This is a genomic window from Aeromonas australiensis, from assembly GCF_000819725.1.
In the GTDB taxonomy this organism is placed as follows: domain Bacteria; phylum Pseudomonadota; class Gammaproteobacteria; order Enterobacterales; family Aeromonadaceae; genus Aeromonas; species Aeromonas australiensis.
The window spans coordinates 58,357-76,494 of record NZ_CDDH01000074.1 but is presented as its reverse complement, the minus strand read 5'-3'; the positions used below and the strand labels follow the sequence as shown (position 1 = coordinate 76,494).

The following is an 18,138-nucleotide window of genomic DNA, read 5'->3' as shown; positions in this document are numbered from 1 at the left end:
AGATTCAAATGCGTAGCTATCTGTTATTGCTGGCCATTGGCCTGCTGTGGGGTTCCCAGTTCATTTTCATGCACCAGGCCGTTGCCGAGTTGCCCCCCATTCTGGTGGCTGCCGGTCGTGCCCTGTGCGGCAGCCTGACCCTGGGTCTGCTCTGCCTGTTCATGCGACTCAAGAGTGAGCACACCCCGTGGCGCACCTATATGCTGATCGCCCTGCTGGATGCCACCATCCCCTTCATCATGGTCGCCTGGGGCCAACAGTATGTGGATAGCGCCATCGCCGCCGTGGTCATGGGTTGTATCCCGTTTGTAACTATCTTGGCTGCACCACTGTTTATTTCTGGTGAAAGAATCACCAAAACCGGTCTGCTCTCGGTGATCATTGGCTTTGCCGGTGTGCTCACCCTGTTCTGGCCAAAACTCTCCCAGGGCATGAACGCCGGTCTGCTCGGGGCCGTCGCCATCCTGTTCGGGGCCAGCTGCTTCGCCATCGGACTGCTGATGATCAAGCGCTTCGCCAAGGACCATCCGGTCGTGGTCGCCCGCAATATCCTGATCTCCTCAGCTACCCAGTTGTTGCTGGTCGCCCCCTTCATGGTTGACCTGAGCAATCTGGCCATGCCGAGCACCCAGGCCCTGAGCGCGATCACTGTACTGGGTACCCTCTGTACCGGTCTGGTCTACTTCCTCTACATGGCGCTGATCCAGAAGGCCGGCCCGACGTTCGCCTCCTTCAGCAACTATCTGGTGCCGCTGTTCGGCGTGATGCTGGGTGCCCTGTTCCTCGGCGAGCAGATCCACCCCACCACCGGCGTGGCCCTGGCCCTGATCCTCGGCTCGGTCGCCATGAACCAGTGGGCGCAACAACGCCGCATGCAACGTGAGGCCACCCTATGTCAGGCATCGTAACATCTCTGTGTGGCGGCTTGGTGTTGATTGCCGGCTGGCAATATCGCCAGCGACTGGTAGGCCTGCTCGGATTACTGATGGTGCTGTTACCCTGGTTCTTTGATAGCAAGCTGCAAGCCATACTGAGTTATGCCCTGCATGTCTGAATTCGTTCTGAGTGTGTGACGAGAGTCTATCTCTCCTGTTTTTGGGACTGTTTTAAAAAACCTCCGATTTGTCCCTTCGACCGGCGTTCTGCGCCGGTTTTTTTATCTCTGCCAGCGGGCGTCAGAGCAGATAGCGATAGCTGAGCCGCTCGTTCTTGCGCGGTCCGCTGATCTGCCAACTCAGAAAAAATCCGTCGTTTATCTCGATCAGCTCGGCGCTGTAGTGATCCGCCCCGCACAGATGGGATTCAGCGGTCAGCCAGCGGCCATCCCCGTGCGGCAGCAGCTCGAACAGTTCGACCGGAGCCTCATAACGCAGATGGGAGAGGCGGACCCCCCTCTCGCTTTGCTGCCACCAGAAGCGGTTGTGCATGGTGAGCTCCCTGCCATGAGGCGTGATGTAACAGCCCTGCTCGTTAAACAGCCAGCCACCCTGATGATCGGTCACCTGCACACGTCCCTCGCCCCGCCCATTCCAGTCGGTCGCCGACCCCTCGCCATTACTGGCGGTAAAGGAAAATGCTCCGACCTGTGGCAATCGCGCCCATAAACGCTGGATTGCCGCTTCCATCTCGGCCATCATAGCCCCCTTAAAATTGACAACTGACGACAAATCAAACACATGAACTACTTGATAGGGGTTACCCTGCTCTGGTCATTCTCCTTCAGCCTGATCGGGGTCTACCTCGCTGGCCAGGTCGATGCCTACTTCTCGGTGCTGACCCGCATCGCCCTCGCCAGTCTGGTATTTCTCCCCTTCCTGCGCCGCCGCTGGCTGCGCCCCGATATGGTGGCCAAGCTGATGGCGCTCGGCGCCATCCAGCTCGGCATCATGTACCTGTTCTATTACCACTCATTTCTGCTGCTGACGGTACCGGAAGTGCTGGTCTTTACCATCTTCACCCCCCTCTACGTCACCCTGCTCCACGATCTGCTAGAGCGGCGCTTCAAACCGGTTTACCTGTGGGGCGCTCTGCTGGCGGTGCTGGGGGCTGCCGTCATCCGCTTCGATGGCCTGACTGAAAGCTATGTGCTGGGTTTTCTGGTGGTGCAGGGGGCCAATCTCTGTTTCGCCCTTGGTCAGGTAGGCTACAAGGTACTGTTGGCACGGGAGGCGGAGCAACCGCCACAACAGGCAGTATTCGGTTGCTTCTATCTGGGCGCCCTGGTGATCGCCCTGCCCGCCTGGTGGCTGCTGGGCAAGCCGCAATATCCGACGTCAGGGTTGCAGTGGGGCATTCTGCTCTGGCTGGGGGTGGGTGCTTCGGGGTTGGGCTACTTCCTCTGGAACAAGGGGGCAACGCTGGTCACCAGCGGGGTGCTGGCCATCATGAACAATGCGCTCATTCCGGCCGGCTTGCTGGTCAATCTGCTGCTCTGGGGCAAGGATACCGACCTGACCCGGCTGACCATCGGCGGCCTGCTGATGCTGGCCTCGCTCTGGGTCTGCCAACGGCAGCCAGCTACGGATACACACTGAGTAAAGCCAGTGTCGGCCAGTGAGTGAGCACTGACTGAAGTTCAACCTACGACGCAGTTGTGCTCCCGTCTGGCTGTGAGCACTGACTGAAGTTCAACCTACGACGCAGTTGTGCTCCCGTCTGGCTTGACCGTGGCAGCTGGCCAGCCGGGCCAGCAAGTGATCCATCTGCTCGCCGTGCTGACTCTGCACCAGCCCGATGCTGACGGTGACCGGCCGCTGTGGCAGCAGGCTGGCATCGGCAATCTCGAGGCGCAGCCGCTCGGCAATCTCCAGCGCACTCATCCGCTCGGTCTGGGAGAGCATCAGGATAAAACCGTCCTCATCCCAGCGGGCGAAGGGATCTTCCCGCCGCAGCTCGTGGCGCACGCTACGCGCCAGCTTGGCCAGCATGGCATCGCAGGCCGCTTCGCCAAACAATTGCTGGATTTTGGCCAGATGATCGACCGAGAACTGCAACAGACTGAAACTGCCGCTCTCGGTCACCAGCCGCTCCTCCAGCAGCTGCTCGAAACGGCCACGGCCCTCCAGTCCGGTCAACGGATCGGTACCCTGTCGCTCCTCCACCAGCGCGGTGGCAGGATCGAGGTGACGGACGACACCCAGCAGATAGCCCCGCTCATCGCGACGGATCCGCTCTTCCAGCCGGATGTAGTGGCCATGATGATGCAGAATCCGGTATTCCAGACGCAGCCCGCTGCTGCGACCGCTCTGGCAGGCGAGCAGACCCTCTTCCAGCTGGGAGAGATCGTCGGGATGCACCCGATCCAGCCAGCCGAGATCATCCGGCCAACTCTCTCCCAACCCCAGCAGCCGTAGGCAGGAGGGATCACGCTGCAGTCCATGTTGGGCTGACCAGCTCCAGATCCCCGCTTCCAGCAGTGTCATGGCATCAGACAGCAGACCCGGATCAAGCCGGGTAGTCACATCGACCACAGGTGTCTTGAGCATTTCCATAGGGCGCCTCGAAACAGGATCTGAATACCTGCTCAATAAGTAACATTGGCGTTCATGCCGAGCAACAGGGTCAGAGCGCTTTTCCCTGATACCCGTTCATCAAGGCCTGCCAGTTCTCCGGTACGAAGTGGAAACTGGTGTGCAGTTGAGACTCTTTATTGAATGAACGGAGCAAGCGTTCCAGATTGGCCTTCTGCCATTCGCCGGGGGAACGGATCGCCCCCTTGTCAAAATCGATCACCCACACCTTGCCCTCTTTATCGAGCAGCAGGTTGTGACTGTTGAGATCGGCGTGATAGACCCCGGCATCGTGCAGCTGACGCACCGTCTGGCCTATCTTGTGCCACAGCTCGGTCGCCACCGGCCCCTGCTTGAGCAGCGCCACCATATCCTTGGCACCGCGAATGCGCTCGATCAGAATATCGGCGCGATAGAAGGGGCCCTGTTTGACCATGCGGGCAGCAAACGGACGCGGCACCGGGAGCCCAAGCTCACAAAGCTTGGCCAGCAAGGTGTATTCGGCCATGGCGCGGCTCGACTCGACCCCTTCGAACCAGAAGCGATCCCGCACCACCTTGCCCACCATGCCGCCGCGATAGTAGTGACGCAGCACCAGATGGCGTGATTCATCCTTGACGAACCAGGTCACCCCCCGCCCGATGGAAGTGCCCACCACCTGACGATTGTTCTGCCACCAGGCAGGATCGAATAACTGGGGAGAGGGGTCGCGAAAGGCCCCTTCGGCATACCAACAGATCTGGTTGTGTTCGGTCTGTACTCGCATCGTGGAGATCCCGCTCGGTGGGTCATGGATCGCAATTTTTCAATTGGCGATGAGGCTGCCGCTCTGGCATGCCCGCAATAGTGGCCTTTATCAGCGATGTGCAGAGACAGGTCATGGCGCTGGGCCCGGCCTATCCTGGCTGACGATTGAGCGCAATTTTACAATCCAGAGGGGAGTTTGCATAATGCCATCCACCCTTTTTGCCAGCCGTGCGCCACAACATGCCGCTATTTCAAACACCCCCCTCCTCCATCTGCATCCTGCGGCTCTCTGCCATCGGGGATTGCTGCCACGCACTGGCGCTGGTGCGGGTCATCCAGCGGGAGTGGCCACAGACCCGCATCACCTGGATCACCGGCAAAATCGAAGCAACCCTGTTTGCCGACCTGCCCGGGGTCGAGGTGATCCCCTTCGACAAGAGCAAGGGATGGCGCGGCTATCGCGATCTCTGGCAGACCCTCAAGGGTCGCAGGTTTGATGCCCTGCTGCACCTGCAGGCGGCCATGCGGGCCAGCATCGCCACCCTCGGCATCCGGGCAAAGATCACACTCGGGTTCGACAAGGAGCGGGCCAACGACGGCCAGTGGCTGTTCACTAACTACAAGGTACCGTCCCCCGACTCTCCCCATGTGCTAGACGGTTTCCTCGCCTTCGCCAAAGCGCTCGGCATCAAGGATCTGACCCCGGACTGGCAACTGCCCATCAGCGCCGAACACCGGGCATGGGCAAGGGAGAAGATGGGCGGCAAACCGACCCTGCTGATCTGCGCCGCCGCCAGCAAGGCGTTCAAGAACTGGACTGCCGCAGGCTATGCCGCGCTGGCTGATCACGCCGCCAGCAAGGGCTTTCAGGTCTACCTCTGCGGCGGGCCGGCCAAGCTGGAGCGGGATCTGGCTGCCGAGATCCAACAACTGAGCCAGAGCAAACCGGTCGATCTGGTTGGCCAGACCAATCTCAAGCAGCTATTGGCGTTGATTGGCGAGGCAAGTCTGGTGTTGGCCCCCGATACTGGCCCCACCCATATGGCCACCATCGTCGGCACGCCGGTGATCGGCCTCTATGCCCACCACAATCCGGCACGCACCGGCCCCTATCTGTGTCGCGACTACGTGGTCAGCGTCTATCAGGAGCTGGTCGAGCAGGAGACCGGCAAGCCGCTGGCCGAGCTGAGCTGGCGTACCCGCCTCAAAGACCCGGAGGCCATGGGCAAGATCACCCACGAGCAGGTTATCGCCGCCTTCGACCGCCTCTGCGCCGATCGTCAGCTGCTGCTCTCGCAACCCTGACCGGGCACCTCGGGAATTCCGAACCATCAGGTAGGGATAACCTGATGGCCCATCCCCAGGGCGACAGGCAGAATGGCCGCCGATGTGGGTTACGCTCCCACAGCAAGCTACGAAGATTTTGATCGGCTGGAATATGACTCCGGCCGTTTTTTTATTCACCGCATTCTGCTAAAATTCGCCGCCTTTACATCCTCCTGACTCAAGCATTTTCCGCATTTTGCGTTTGGCTGTCTCCCTTTCGGGCACAAGACGGCGGCCTCTGCTACAACCAAAACAGCGGTTTCGATTAAAGGTAATAATATGGCGCAACAAGGCACTCTCTATATCATCTCTTCTCCGAGCGGCGCGGGTAAATCCAGTCTGCTCAATGCCTTGCTAACCAACCACAATCAAGCAGGCAAGATGCAGCTGTCGGTCTCCCACACCACTCGTGCCACCCGCCCGGGTGAAGAGCACGGCGTGCACTACCACTTCGTCCAGATGGAAGAGTTTAAGGAGCTGATCGCACGCGGCGATTTTCTGGAGTGGGCCGAAGTGTTCGGAAATTACTACGGCACATCACGCGCCGCCATCGAGGCTTGTCTGGCCAAGGGGATCGACGTATTCCTCGATATCGACTGGCAGGGTGCCCGCCAGATCCGCGAGCAGATGCCGACCAAATCCATTTTCATCCTGCCCCCCAGCCGCGAAGAGCTGGAGCGCCGCCTGATTGGGCGAGGTCAGGACAGCAGTGAGGTGATCGCTGGCCGGATGGCGAAAGCCATTGCCGAAATGGTGCACTACGACGAATATGACTATGTCATTATCAATGAAGAGTTCGAGCAAGCGTTGTTCCAGCTCAGAGCCATTATTGAGAGCCAGCGGCTGGAGATGCGTCACCAGCAACAGGCGCAACAAAACTTGCTGCAACAGTTACTGGCAGAGTAAGCCAAAAACGAGTAAACTTTTGCGTCATTTTTAAACACTGCTTTTCTGAATACAGAAAGCCCACATAACTGGAGTCCTGCATGGCACGCGTTACTGTAGAAGATGCTGTAAAACAGGTAGGTAACCGTTTTGACCTGGTGCTGGTCGCCGCGCGCCGCGCTCGTCAAATCGCGGTACAAGGCAAAGATCCCCTGGTCGACGAAGAGAATGACAAGCCGACCGTGATCGCCCTGCGTGAGATCGAGCTGGGTCTGGTGAACAATCAAGTGATGGACACCCAGGACCGCTACGAACAGCAAGAGCAGGAAGCCGCCGAGCTGGCTGCCGTTGCTGCCATCGCCGAAGGCCGCGGTTAAGTTATTTCTCCGGTTGGCACCCGCCCGGGTGCCGACTGTTCATCCCCATTTACAACCGCTCGAAAACCTCGCAAACTCAGGGCTCTACCCTCAATTCCACGGATTGCCGTTTCACCGCTGCGGGGACTGTCTTGTATTTATTTGAAAACCTTAAAGAAATAGCCAGTTCCTACCTGCTGCCAGAGCAGGTTGAGAAGCTCAAGCAAGCCTATGTGGTGGCCCGTGATGCCCACCAGGGCCAGATGCGCTCCAGTGGCGAACCCTATATTACCCACCCTGTTGCCGTTGCCCGTATTCTCGGTGACATGCGCCTCGATCATGAAACCCTGATGGCCGCCGTGCTGCACGACGTTATCGAAGACACCTCTGTCACCAAGGCGGACCTGGCCGAACAGTTTGGCAATGCCGTCGCCGAGCTGGTGGCCGGGGTCTCCAAGCTCGACAAGCTGAAATTTCGCGATCGCAAAGAGGCGCAAGCCGAGAACTTCCGCAAGATGGTGATGGCAATGACCCAGGATATTCGGGTCATTTTGATCAAGCTGGCCGACCGTACCCACAATATGCGCACCCTGGGCTCCCTGCGCCCTGACAAGCGCCGTCGTATCGCCAGGGAAACCCTCGAAATTTTCGCCCCCATCGCCAACCGCCTCGGTATTCACACCATGAAGAACGAGCTGGAGGAGTTGGGCTTCGAAGCGCTCTATCCCATGCGATCCCGCGTGCTGCGCGAATCGGTGCGCCGCGCCCGTGGCAATCGCCGTGAGATCATCGATGCCATCCAGAGCGAAATCAGCGGTCGCCTGAAAGAGGCGGGGATCGAGCATCAGGTCAGTGGCCGCGAGAAGAACCTCTTCTCCATCTACAACAAGATGGAGAAAAAAGAGCTGCAATTTCATGAGGTAATGGATATCTACGCCTTTCGGGTCAAAGTGAAGGACATAGATACCTGTTACCGGGTGCTGGGGCAGATGCACAGCCTCTACAAACCGCGCCCCGGCCGCTTCAAGGATTACATCGCCATCCCCAAGACCAACGGCTACCAGTCGCTGCATACCTCGCTGGTGGGGCCGCACGGGGTGCCGGTGGAGGTGCAAATTCGCACCGAGTTCATGGACCAGATGGCCGACAAAGGGGTTGCCGCCCACTGGGCCTACAAGCAGGATGGCGACAGCTCGGGCACCACTGCCCAGATCCGCGCCCAGCGCTGGATGCAGAGCCTGCTGGAGCTGCAGCAGAGCGCAGGCAGCTCCTTTGAATTTATCGAAGGGGTCAAGACCGATCTGTTCCCCGACGAGATCTACGTGTTCACCCCGGAAGGGCGCATCATGGAGCTGCCCACAGGTGCTACACCAGTGGACTTCGCCTACACGGTGCATACCGATATTGGCCACGCCTGTGTCGGCTCCCGGGTCGACCGCCACCCCTATCCGCTCAGCAGCCCGCTGCACTCGGGTCAGACCGTCGAGATCATCACGGCACCGGGCGCTCGCCCCAACGCCGCCTGGCTCAACTTCGTGGTGACCACCAAGGCCCGCTCCAAGATCCGCCAGTTCCTCAAGAACCTGCGCACCGAAGAGTCGGTGGTACTGGGTCGCCGCCTGCTCAACCATGCGCTGGGCGCCAAAAATATCGAAGACATCCCCGAGCCGCGCATCCAGCAAGTGCTGGCCGACACCAAGCATGAGAACCTGCAGGGACTGCTGGCCGATGTGGGCCTCGGCAACGCCATGAGTGTCATGGTGGCGCGCCGCATGCTGGGGGATGAACTGCCGCCGGAAGAGCAACCCAAAACCAGCAGCAAGAAGATGCCGATCAAGGGTGCCGACGGCATGCTGGTCACCTTCGCCAACTGTTGCCGTCCGATCCCGGGGGATGCCATCATCGCCCATATCAGCCCGGGTAAGGGTCTGGTGATCCACCAGGAAGCTTGTCGCAACATCAAGGGCTACAGTAAAGAGCCGGACAAGTACCTGCCGGTGCAGTGGGAAGTGGACAAGGAGCAGGAACAGGAGTTCCGCACCGGCATCAGCATCGAGATCATCAATCATCAGGGTGCGCTGGCCGAGCTGGCCAACGTGATTGCCGCCACCGGCGCCAATATTCACGCCATCAGCACCGAAGAGAAGGATGGCCGGGTCTATCAAGTGAGCCTGCTCATCACCACCAAGAGCCGCATCCACCTGGCCAACATCATGCGCAAAATCCGCGTGATGCCCAACGTGCTCAAGGTGAGCCGACAGAAGAACTGAACACAGGCGGCGCAAGCCGCCTGCTGCTTTTATAGAGACAAGCCATGACCCCCGAACGCTTCAAGCGCATCACCGACATGCTGGCCCAGCGTCAGCTCGATTTGACCGTCTGCATGGAAGAGGTCCATAAACCTCATAATCTGGCCGCTATCGTGCGTACCGCCGATGCCATCGGTATCCACCGGGTACACGCCGTCTGGCCGAAAACCTGGATCCACAAGCGCAAGGGCACCGCCCGCGGCAGCCAAAACTGGGTAGATGTGAAACTGCACCCGGATATCGGCACAGCCGTTGCCGAGCTGAAAGCCTCCGGCATGCAGATCCTGGCGACCCACCTCTCCGACAGCTCCGTTGATTTTCGCGCCATCGACTACACCAAACCGACCGCCATTCTGGTGGGTCAGGAGAAACACGGCATCGGTGAAGAGGCGCTGGCCCTGGCCGATCACCATATCGTCATCCCCATGGTGGGCATGGTGCAGTCTCTCAACGTCTCGGTGGCTGCCGCCGCCATCCTCTACGAGGCGCAGCGCCAACGCGAGCTGGCCGGCTGCTATCAACGCGGCTGCCCGCTCACGCTGGAGGAGCAGAACAGCATCCTGTTCGAGGGGGGTTATCCTATCTATGCCCAGCTCTGCAAAGAGAAAGAGATGCCCTACCCCCAGCTCGGCCCGGCCGGTGAAATTCTGGCAGACGAAGAGTGGTGGCAACGGATGCAGCTGACCCGCAGAGGGTGGGCCGCCCAACAATCGGATGACCCCTCGGAAGAGTATGCGGATGAAGCTTAACCACCTTCCCCTACTGGCCCTGACCCTGTTTTCTGCCGGAGCCCTTGCCGTGACCAATACCTATCCGCTCACCAGCGAAGCCGATATACCCAGCCTCTACCAGCAAACCCTGCCCGACTTCTGGCGCCAACATGCGGTGGAAGGAGAGTTCAAGGGCAAGGACGGGGTGACCATCCGCTATGCTGCGCTGCGGCAAGAGAAGGTTGACCGCGCCATCCTGATCGTCAATGGCCGGGTCGAAAGCTACCTCAAGTATCAGGAGCTGGCGTGGGATCTTTGGCGTCAGGGCTACAGCCTCTATCTCATCGACCATCGCGGTCAGGGGATGTCCGATCGGATGCTGAGTGACCCGCAGAAGGGATATGTCGACCAGTTCGATGATTATGTGGTCGATCTCAAGCAATTTCATGACCAGATAATCATGGTGGACCAACCTGCCAAGCTGTTCCTACTGGCCCACTCCATGGGCGGCGCTATCTCGGCCCGCTATCTGGAACGCTGGCCCGATGATATCAAGGCAGCCGTGCTCTCCTCCCCCATGCTGGGCATCCATCTCGGCGGTCTGCCCAAGTGGCTGGCCAAGGGATTGGCGGCCACCATAAGCACGGTCGGCGGCTTGATTGGCGAGCCTCCCTACGGCCCAGGTCAGGGCGCCTATCAGGATCACGGCTTTGCCGACAACGAGCTGACTCACAGCCAGTCCCGCTATCAGGCGTTCCGCCAAATCTACGAACAGCACCCGCAGATCAAGCTGGGTGGCGCGACCGCCCACTGGATTTATCAGGGGATCAACGGTGCCGATGCCGCCATCGCCGATGCGGGCGCCATCAAGACCCCGCTGCTGGTGCTGCAGGCTGGCAACGACAGCGTGGTGGACAATGCCGCGCAGGATCGTTTCTGCACCATTGCCAAGTGCGAAGGGGGCAAACCGCTGCGTATCGAGGGGGCCTGGCACGAGCTGTTTATCGAATCCGATGACAAGCGCCAGCCCGCCCTGACCGCGATGGTCGACTTTTTCGCCCGCTTCTGAGCTGGCTATTTTTTGTAACCCTAAATAAATGGGGTGACAGTGCGGGCTAAGGTAAACTGCCCCTGTTTTCAATCGATGCCGAGGTAATGATGTTCAAGGTAGTTGTATCCGATCTCGATGGCACTCTGCTCAACAAGCAGCACCAGATCTCTCCCCGTACCCGGGATACCCTGCACCGACTGGTAGAACAAGGTGTGAAATTCGTGGTCGCCACCGGCCGTCATCACGTTGACGTTCGCAGCTTCCGCGATGCACTGGGGATGGACATCTACCTCATTACCTCCAATGGCGCCGTGGTCCATGACAAACAGGATCAGCTGATTTTCAACCAGCCGCTGCCGACCGAGATCGCCGCCGAACTGATTGCGCTGGAGCGCGACCCCTCTATCCACCTCAATGTCTATCAGGGTGATGATTGGGTGGTAGAAGAAGAGCTGCCCTGGCTGCTGCAGTTCCACGACGAGTCAGGGTTCACCTACCGCCTGGTCGATGACCTGAAACAGGAACCGAAAGAGCAGATCAACAAGGTGTTCTACATCGGCGACCACGACAAGCTGCTGAAGATCGAGGCGCACCTCAACCAGCGCTATGGCGAGCAGCTCAACGTCACCTTCTCATTGCCGGACTGCCTTGAAGTGATGCACGCCGGGGTTCACAAGGGCAATGCGGTACGCGCCGTGCTGGAGCAGAACGGGTTCGATATGTCGGAGGCGATCGCCTTCGGCGATGGCATGAACGACTTCGAGATGCTGACCATGGTGGGACGCGGCATAGTGATGGGTAACGCCCATGACCGCCTGAAAATGGCGCTGCCAGAGTATGAGCAGACCCTCACCTCCGATGAAGATGGTGTCGCCGTCTATCTGGAAAAGCTGTTCAAGCTGGAGAATGTCAGCGCCGCCTGACCTTCTGCTGAATGCATCAAATGCTGCAAAGCCTCACCATGTGAGGCTTTGTTTTTTCAGGGTCTCCAGCCAGGGATTGGGCCGCTGCCAACTGAAGCTCTGGTTCGCTCCACCGTAGCATTCGGCCAGCCGCAGCGGCGTGCCGGGGGTATGGCGTCGCCCGGCCACATCGAGACAGCGGGCAACCTTGCTATTGAACAGCCTGTCTTTCTGCCACTCCCACTGCGCCTGACCGTCACAGGGGGCCAGCATCAGCTCGCTGTCGCTTTTGGCTTGCAGGCAGAGATCCTGCAGACGCAACTCACCCAGATCCCACTCGAACAGTTGATCGTCTTTTCCGCTGCAGGGTTGTGCCAACACCTTCTGCTGGGCCACCGCGACGCAAAAATCACCGCTGGTCAGCAAGGGGGAACGCGCATGCTCCTCCTGCGGTTGTGAAGTAATGGAGCCCATCATCACATCGGTGGATGGCGGCTTGATGGTACAGCCACCCAGCAGCAAGGCAGCCAGCAGGACGGGAGAGCAAGCAAAGGAAATTTTGTTATTCATGGAAAAATGCCTGAAATGGGCCGATGACATCCGGTTGTCAGTGACTCGAGGCAGAAGCATAACCGAAAGGCGGGGTGCGCTGCCCAAATAGAGTGTAAACAGACGTAACAGGGAGAAAGTGCAGGCGCGGCCGAGGCCAGAAAGCAAAAAACCCCGCCGAAGCGAGGTTTTTCTAAATGTGGTCGGTGATAAAGGATTCGAACCTTTGACCCTCTGGTCCCAAACCAGATGCGCTACCGGGCTGCGCTAATCACCGAGACTACTTTTTAGGTAGTGTTTTTTTTCAAAAAACGAAAATTACCTTACAGGACATCCTCGTTATACAGCAAGTATGGTGCGAAGAGAGGGACTCGAACCCTCACACCCGGGGGGCACTAACACCTGAAGCTAGCGCGTCTACCAATTCCGCCACCTTCGCGTACCTGACAAGCTGTAAAATGGGGTGGCTGATGGGGCTCGAACCCACGACAACCGGAATCACAATCCGGGACTCTACCAACTGAGCTACAGCCACCACAGCTGTTTTCGTTCCACAACAACGCCCGTTTAACCGGCGCACATTTGATGGTGCGCCCGACAGGATTCGAACCTGTGACCTCTGCCTCCGGAGGGCAGCGCTCTATCCAGCTGAGCTACGGGCGCTACGCTGTCGAACGGGGCGCATTATTAATGATAGTTGCTGGCTTGTCTACACTTTTCTGTCAGCCAAACACCGTTCGTTGCTTTTTCAAGCAATGCGTCTGTTTTTCTGCCACTTATCAACCAGTAGCCAGGCAAAAGACGTACTGATCCGCGTCAAATCATCTTGCCGTCTTGACTTGATATTACGCCCACTTAAAATGAATGAACGTTCATTCAATCACGGGTCACCTCAATGATTCTGGATAAAAAAGAGAGCATCTTCAACGCAGCCCATGAAGTGCTGGGTGAACGGGGTTTTCATGGGCTGTCGATTGCAGAAGTTGCCAAGATAGCCAATGTGGCGACCGGCACCATCTATCGCTACTTCAGCGACAAGGATGATTTGATCCGGCAACTGCATCAACACACTATCTTGCAGTGTGTGCCCATGGTGATGGCCGATGTCGAAATTGATAAAGTTTCATTTCAACAATTTCGCCAGTTATGGCTCAATATTCACGCCATTTTTGTTAATGAACCCAACGCAATCCGTTGCAAATTGCAGTACGAAAGCTCTCCACTCAACGCAGAGTTGGAGACCAATCCTGCTATCTTGGCAGCCTGGGCTCCTCTGGACCGTTTTTTTGAACAGGGCGTTGTACAAGGACTGTTTATTGATTTACCGATACGGGCACTCCAGGTGTTAAGTCTGGACTGTGTCATGCATCTGGCCCTGCAATGCAGGGTTCACAACATCAGCTTGACCGAAGCACAGTTAGAAACTGCGATTCGCGCCAGCTGGAATGCCATTTTATCCCCCAATATTTCCACCTCAGGAGCCTGTTCATGAAAAAGTGGATGGCCATTATGTTGCTGATCGCAATCGCCCTGTTTGGCAGCGTCATCGGCTTCAATATGTTCAAACAGAAGATGATTGCCCAATACCTGGCCAACCGGCCGGAACCCGAGTTCCCTGTAACCGCCATGGTGACCAAGGCGCAAGATTGGGTACCAACCATTGAAGCGATCGGCTTCATCGAGCCCAATCAGGGGGTGACCCTCTCCACCGAACTGGCTGGCACCATCGATGAGATCACCTTCGATTCAGGCAAGCCGGTCAAGGCTGATCAATTGCTGCTGAGCCTCGACTCTACCGTGGAGCGGGCCAATCTGCGCGCCTCCCAGGCCAAGCTGCCGGCGGCCAAAGCCAAATTCGAGCGTTTCCAGAATCTCTACAAGACCAGCTCCATCTCGAAAGAGCAGCTGGATGAGGCAGAAGCAGCTTATCGCTCGCTGGAGGCGGATATCGAGAGCCTGAAGGCGACTATCGCCCGCCGTGAAGTGCGTGCGCCATTCAGTGGCGTAGTCGGCCTGCGTAACGTCTTCCTCGGTCAATATCTGCAGCCGGGCACCGATATCGTGCGGCTGGAAGATACCAGCGTGATGCGTCTGCGTTTCACCGTGCCTCAGACTGATATCTCCAAAATAGCCTTGGGTCAGACCGTCAAGATCAATGTGGATGCCTATCCGCAAACCCGGTTTGACGGTCATATCACCGCCATCGAGCCAGCGGTCAATTTCCAGAGTGGTCTGATTCAGGTGCAGGCTGACATCCCGAACAACGATGGCCAGCTACGCTCCGGTATGTTCGCCCGGGCCAGCATCATTCTGCCGACGGTAAAAGAGCAGATTGTGATCCCGCAAACCGCCATCTCCTTCACCCTTTACGGTCAGAATGTCTACGTGCTCAAAGAGAGCGAAGAGAGTGACAAAGAGGGTAAAAAAGTGAACGTGCTGCGCGCCAAGCAGGTGGTCGTCAAGGCCGGTGAGCGCCGTGGTAATGACGTACATGTCCTTTCCGGTATCAAGGCTGGTGACCAGATTGTTTTGTCGGGTCAGGTTCGCCTGAGCAACGATACCAAGGTACATGTGGTCGAGAACGATGCTCTGGCCGTTCCGGCACAAACCCCGATGCTGTAAGCGCGGAGATCTGTGATGCGATTTACTGACATATTTATTAAAAGGCCCGTGCTGGCAATCTCGCTCAGCTTCCTGATCGCCCTGCTGGGTTTTCAGGCCATCTTCAAGATGCAGGTGCGGGAATACCCCGAGGTGACCAATACCGTGATCACCATCAGCACTGGCTACTATGGTGCCAGCTCTGACCTGATCCAGGGATTTATCACCCAGCCGCTGGAGCAGGCGGTCGCACAAGCCGACAACATCGACTTCATGACCTCCTCAAGCCAGCTGGGCAGCTCCACCATCACAGCCTACATGAAGCTCAACACCGACCCCAACGCGGCGTTGTCCGACATCCTGGCAAAGGTGAACTCGGTGCGATCCCAACTGCCGAAAGAGGCGGAAGATCCTTCGGTCACCTCCTCCACCGGCTCCACCACAGCGGTGCTCTACCTCGGCTTCACCAGCCCGGAGCTCAATTCCAGCCAGATCACCGACTATCTGGAGCGGGTTATCAAGCCACAGCTCTTTACGGTGGGCGGGGTCTCCAAGGTTGATCTCTACGGCGGGGTCGAGTTTGCCCTGCGGGTATGGCTGGATCCGGCCAAGATGGCGGCCTTCAACCTGACCGCCAGCGACGTGATGACGGTGCTCAACAGCAACAACTATCAATCCGCAACAGGTCAGGCGACCGGTTACTTCACCCTGTTCAACGGCAATGCCGAGACCCAGGTCAAGGATGTCGACGAGCTGAAGCGTCTGGTCGTTGCCACCCGGGACGGCAAGGTGATCCGCCTTTCCGATATCGCCAAGGTGACCCTCGAGAAGAGCCACGACATCTATCGTGCCAGCGCCAACGGCCGCGAAGCCGTGGTGATGGGGGTCAATGCCGCACCGACAGCGAACCCCATCAATATCGCCCACGACGTATTGGCACTGCTGCCAAGCCTTGAGCGCAATATGCCGAGCACCATGCAGCTCAACGTGATGTATGACTCCACCGTGGCGATCAACGAGTCCATTCACGAGGTCATCAAGACCATCCTGGAGGCAGCCGCCATCGTTCTGGTGGTGATCACCCTGTTCCTCGGTTCGTTCCGCGCGGTCATCATCCCGATCATCACCATTCCGCTCAGCCTTATCGGCGTAGTGATGATGATGGATATGTTCGGCTTCTCGATAAACCTGATGACCCTGCTGGCCATGGTGCTGGCGATCGGTCTGGTGGTGGATGACGCCATCGTGGTGCTGGAGAACGTCGACCGCCATATCAAGGAGGGTGAAGAGCCGTTCCGCGCCGCCATTATCGGTACCCGCGAGATCGCGGTGCCGGTCATCGCCATGACGGTCACCCTGGCGGCGGTATACGCCCCTATCGCCCTGATGGGTGGCATCACCGGCTCCCTGTTCAAGGAGTTCGCCCTGACCCTGGCCGGTGCGGTGTTCGTCTCGGGCATCATCGCCCTGACCTTGTCGCCAATGATGTGTTCCAAAATGCTCAAAGCCAACGAGCAGCCGGGCAAGTTTGAAAGCACAGTTCATCACCTGCTGGAGCGGATGACCGAGCGCTATGACAGCATGCTGCACGCAGTCATGCACAAGCGCCCCGTCATCGTAGTGTTTGCGATCATCGTGTTCGGTAGCTTGCCGCTGCTGTTCAAGTTCATCCCGAGTGAGCTTGCGCCGTCAGAGGACAAGGGGGTAATGGCCGTGCTGGGGACGGCACCGTCCAACGCCAACCTGGACTACATCGAAAACACCATGGCGGATGTGAACAAGATCCTGGATGAGCAGCCCGAGATCGCCTTCTCCCAGGTCTTCTCTGGGGTGTTCAATGCCAACCAGGCGTTCGGTATCGCCTCCATGGTGCCCTGGAGTCAGCGTGAAGCGAGCCAGAAAGAAGTGCTGGATCGGGTTGCCAATCTGGTAAAAGACATCCCGGGTATGGCCATCACCACCTTCCAGTTCCCGGAGCTGCCCGGGGCCTCCGGTGGTCTGCCGATCCAGTTCGTCATCACCACCCCGAACAGCTTCGAAAGCCTGTTCCTGGTGGCCGGGGAAATTCTGGCTGCCGCACAGGGCAACGGTCAGTTCGTCTATTCAGACCTCGATCTGAACTACGACTCGGCCACCATGAAGATCCGCATCGATAAGGACAAGGCGGGTGCCTACGGTATCACCATGCAGGACATAGGCATAACCATGGGCACCATGATGGCGGACGGTTACGTCAACCGCATCGACCTGGATGGCCGCTCCTACGAGGTGATCCCCCAGGTCGAGCGCAAGTACCGCCTCAATCCGGAGTCCATCAAGGGTTATTACGTGCGAGCCGCAGATGGCAAATCGATCCCGCTCGGCAGCCTGATCAGTATTGAAGTGGTTGGCGAGCCCCGTGCCCTGCCTCACTTCAACCAGCTGAACTCCGCCACCATAGGCGCTGTTCCGGCTCCGGGTGTAGCCATGGGTGATGCGATCAACTGGTTCAAGACCACCGCTAACGAGAAACTGCCACAAGGCTATCGTTACGACTTCATGGGTGAAGCACGCCAGTTCGTCACTGAAGGCAATGCGCTCTATGCCACCTTTGCCCTGGCGCTGGCGATCATCTTCCTGGTGCTGGCGATCCAGTTCGAGTCGGTGCGTGATCCACTGGTCATCATGGTCTCTGTGCCGCTCGCCATCAGCGGGGCACTGATTGCCCTGGCCTGGGGGCTGGCGACCATGAACATCTACTCTCAGGTGGGTCTTATCACGCTAGTGGGTCTGATTACCAAGCACGGTATCCTGATCTGTGAAGTAGCCAAGGAGGAGCAGTTGCTGCGCGGCATGAACAGGATGGAAGCTGTGATGCAGGCCGCCAAGGTACGTCTGCGTCCGATCCTGATGACCACGGCCGCCATGATTGCCGGCCTGATCCCGCTGCTCTACGCCACCGGCGCCGGTGCGGCCCAGCGCTTCAGTATCGGTATCGTCATCGTGGCGGGTCTTGCCATTGGTACTCTGTTCACCTTGTTTGTGCTGCCGGTGATCTACACCTATCTGGCTTCCGAGCACAAACCCTTGCCAGTCTTCGATGAAACCATTCCACCCAAAGCTCACGGTGGACACTGATTATCACAATTTACCAAGGCCCCGACACGGGGCCTTTTTTATGCTTCGCAGGAAGGACGACATAACTCCATGAAGC

The 18,138-nt window shown here is 58.2% G+C and carries 17 protein-coding genes and 4 tRNA genes; 13 read left to right on the top strand and 8 right to left on the bottom strand.

Going from position 1 to position 18,138, the window contains the following annotated elements; translation table 11 throughout:
* Positions 1-8: 8 nt before the first annotated feature.
* Both BN1117_RS13855 and BN1117_RS19520 read left to right on the top strand, forming a co-directional pair.
* A complete protein-coding gene (locus BN1117_RS13855) occupies positions 9-908 on the top strand; it encodes a DMT family transporter (protein WP_040098270.1) in 900 nt (299 codons plus the stop codon).
* Complete coding sequence (locus BN1117_RS19520) at positions 893-1,054, top strand: hypothetical protein (RefSeq protein WP_156129990.1); 162 nt, start codon at positions 893-895, stop codon at positions 1,052-1,054. Before BN1117_RS13855 ends, BN1117_RS19520 begins: the two co-directional genes overlap by 16 nt.
* A gap of 121 nt (positions 1,055-1,175) precedes the next feature.
* Here BN1117_RS19520 and BN1117_RS13850 read toward each other — a convergent pair whose 3' ends face one another.
* Positions 1,176-1,637, bottom strand: coding sequence for a DUF6314 family protein (locus tag BN1117_RS13850; RefSeq protein WP_082032606.1), 462 nt, complete (start codon positions 1,635-1,637; stop codon positions 1,176-1,178).
* Positions 1,638-1,676: 39 nt separating this feature from the next.
* Here BN1117_RS13850 and BN1117_RS13845 point away from each other — a divergent pair, with 39 nt between their 5' ends.
* Positions 1,677-2,534 carry a carboxylate/amino acid/amine transporter gene (locus BN1117_RS13845; RefSeq protein WP_040098267.1) on the top strand — a complete coding sequence of 286 codons (858 nt, stop codon included), beginning with the start codon at positions 1,677-1,679 and terminating at the stop codon, positions 2,532-2,534.
* Between the two features lie 93 nt (positions 2,535-2,627).
* Here BN1117_RS13845 and BN1117_RS13840 read toward each other — a convergent pair whose 3' ends face one another.
* Positions 2,628-3,491 (bottom strand): GGDEF domain-containing protein, encoded by an 864-nt coding sequence (locus BN1117_RS13840; RefSeq protein ID WP_040098265.1) that lies wholly within the window; start codon positions 3,489-3,491, stop codon positions 2,628-2,630.
* A gap of 70 nt (positions 3,492-3,561) precedes the next feature.
* Positions 3,562-4,275: a 3-deoxy-D-manno-octulosonic acid kinase gene (locus tag BN1117_RS13835; RefSeq protein ID WP_040098264.1), complete on the bottom strand. Its 714-nt coding sequence runs from the start codon at positions 4,273-4,275 to the stop codon at positions 3,562-3,564.
* 221 nt (positions 4,276-4,496) lie between these two features.
* Between BN1117_RS13835 and BN1117_RS13830 the strand changes: the two genes are divergently transcribed.
* The 7 genes from BN1117_RS13830 to BN1117_RS13795 all read left to right on the top strand — a co-directional run bounded on the left by BN1117_RS13830 (position 4,497) and on the right by BN1117_RS13795 (position 11,816).
* Complete coding sequence (locus BN1117_RS13830) at positions 4,497-5,561, top strand: glycosyltransferase family 9 protein (protein ID WP_040098312.1); 1,065 nt, start codon at positions 4,497-4,499, stop codon at positions 5,559-5,561.
* A gap of 300 nt (positions 5,562-5,861) precedes the next feature.
* A complete protein-coding gene (gmk, locus tag BN1117_RS13820; RefSeq protein ID WP_040098260.1) occupies positions 5,862-6,488 on the top strand; it encodes a guanylate kinase in 627 nt (208 codons plus the stop codon).
* An 80-nt stretch (positions 6,489-6,568) separates the two neighbouring features.
* Positions 6,569-6,844: a DNA-directed RNA polymerase subunit omega gene (gene rpoZ / locus BN1117_RS13815; RefSeq protein WP_005307060.1), complete on the top strand. Its 276-nt coding sequence runs from the start codon at positions 6,569-6,571 to the stop codon at positions 6,842-6,844.
* A gap of 131 nt (positions 6,845-6,975) precedes the next feature.
* Positions 6,976-9,093, top strand: coding sequence for a bifunctional GTP diphosphokinase/guanosine-3',5'-bis pyrophosphate 3'-pyrophosphohydrolase (gene spoT / locus BN1117_RS13810; RefSeq protein ID WP_040098259.1), 2,118 nt, complete (start codon positions 6,976-6,978; stop codon positions 9,091-9,093).
* A 44-nt stretch (positions 9,094-9,137) separates the two neighbouring features.
* Positions 9,138-9,881 carry a tRNA (guanosine(18)-2'-O)-methyltransferase TrmH gene (gene trmH, locus BN1117_RS13805; protein ID WP_040098257.1) on the top strand — a complete coding sequence of 248 codons (744 nt, stop codon included), beginning with the start codon at positions 9,138-9,140 and terminating at the stop codon, positions 9,879-9,881.
* The gene (locus BN1117_RS13800) at positions 9,871-10,911 is read left to right on the top strand and encodes an alpha/beta fold hydrolase (RefSeq protein ID WP_040098255.1); all 1,041 of its coding nucleotides are present in this window, start codon (positions 9,871-9,873) and stop codon (positions 10,909-10,911) included. The genes trmH and BN1117_RS13800 overlap by 11 nt, the downstream gene beginning before the upstream one ends.
* An 89-nt stretch (positions 10,912-11,000) precedes the next feature.
* Positions 11,001-11,816, top strand: a complete 816-nt coding sequence (locus BN1117_RS13795; RefSeq protein ID WP_040098311.1) for a Cof-type HAD-IIB family hydrolase — start codon at positions 11,001-11,003, stop codon at positions 11,814-11,816.
* Between the two features lie 33 nt (positions 11,817-11,849).
* On the opposite strand, the gene BN1117_RS13790 is transcribed toward BN1117_RS13795, so the two are convergent.
* From BN1117_RS13790 to BN1117_RS13770, 5 genes are all read right to left on the bottom strand, one after another.
* Positions 11,850-12,365: a ricin-type beta-trefoil lectin domain protein gene (locus BN1117_RS13790; RefSeq protein ID WP_040098253.1), complete on the bottom strand. Its 516-nt coding sequence runs from the start codon at positions 12,363-12,365 to the stop codon at positions 11,850-11,852.
* A gap of 179 nt (positions 12,366-12,544) precedes the next feature.
* A tRNA-Pro gene (locus BN1117_RS13785) sits at positions 12,545-12,621 on the bottom strand.
* Positions 12,622-12,697: 76 nt separating this feature from the next.
* A tRNA-Leu gene (locus BN1117_RS13780) sits at positions 12,698-12,783 on the bottom strand.
* Between the two features lie 20 nt (positions 12,784-12,803).
* Positions 12,804-12,879 (bottom strand) — tRNA-His (locus tag BN1117_RS13775).
* Positions 12,880-12,930: 51 nt separating this feature from the next.
* Positions 12,931-13,007: transfer RNA gene (locus BN1117_RS13770), tRNA-Arg, on the bottom strand.
* Positions 13,008-13,239: 232 nt separating this feature from the next.
* On the opposite strand from BN1117_RS13770, the gene BN1117_RS13765 reads away from it, so the two are divergent.
* The 3 genes from BN1117_RS13765 to BN1117_RS13755 are packed head-to-tail and all read left to right on the top strand — an operon-like array spanning position 13,240 to position 18,062.
* A complete protein-coding gene (locus BN1117_RS13765) occupies positions 13,240-13,836 on the top strand; it encodes a TetR/AcrR family transcriptional regulator (protein ID WP_040098251.1) in 597 nt (198 codons plus the stop codon).
* On the top strand, positions 13,833-14,966 hold the full coding sequence (locus tag BN1117_RS13760; RefSeq protein ID WP_040098249.1) for an efflux RND transporter periplasmic adaptor subunit: 1,134 nt from the start codon (positions 13,833-13,835) through the stop codon (positions 14,964-14,966). The genes BN1117_RS13765 and BN1117_RS13760 overlap by 4 nt, the downstream gene beginning before the upstream one ends.
* Before the next feature lie 15 nt (positions 14,967-14,981).
* Positions 14,982-18,062, top strand: a complete 3,081-nt coding sequence (locus BN1117_RS13755; RefSeq protein WP_040098247.1) for a multidrug efflux RND transporter permease subunit — start codon at positions 14,982-14,984, stop codon at positions 18,060-18,062.
* The last annotated feature ends 76 nt before the right edge of the window (positions 18,063-18,138 follow it).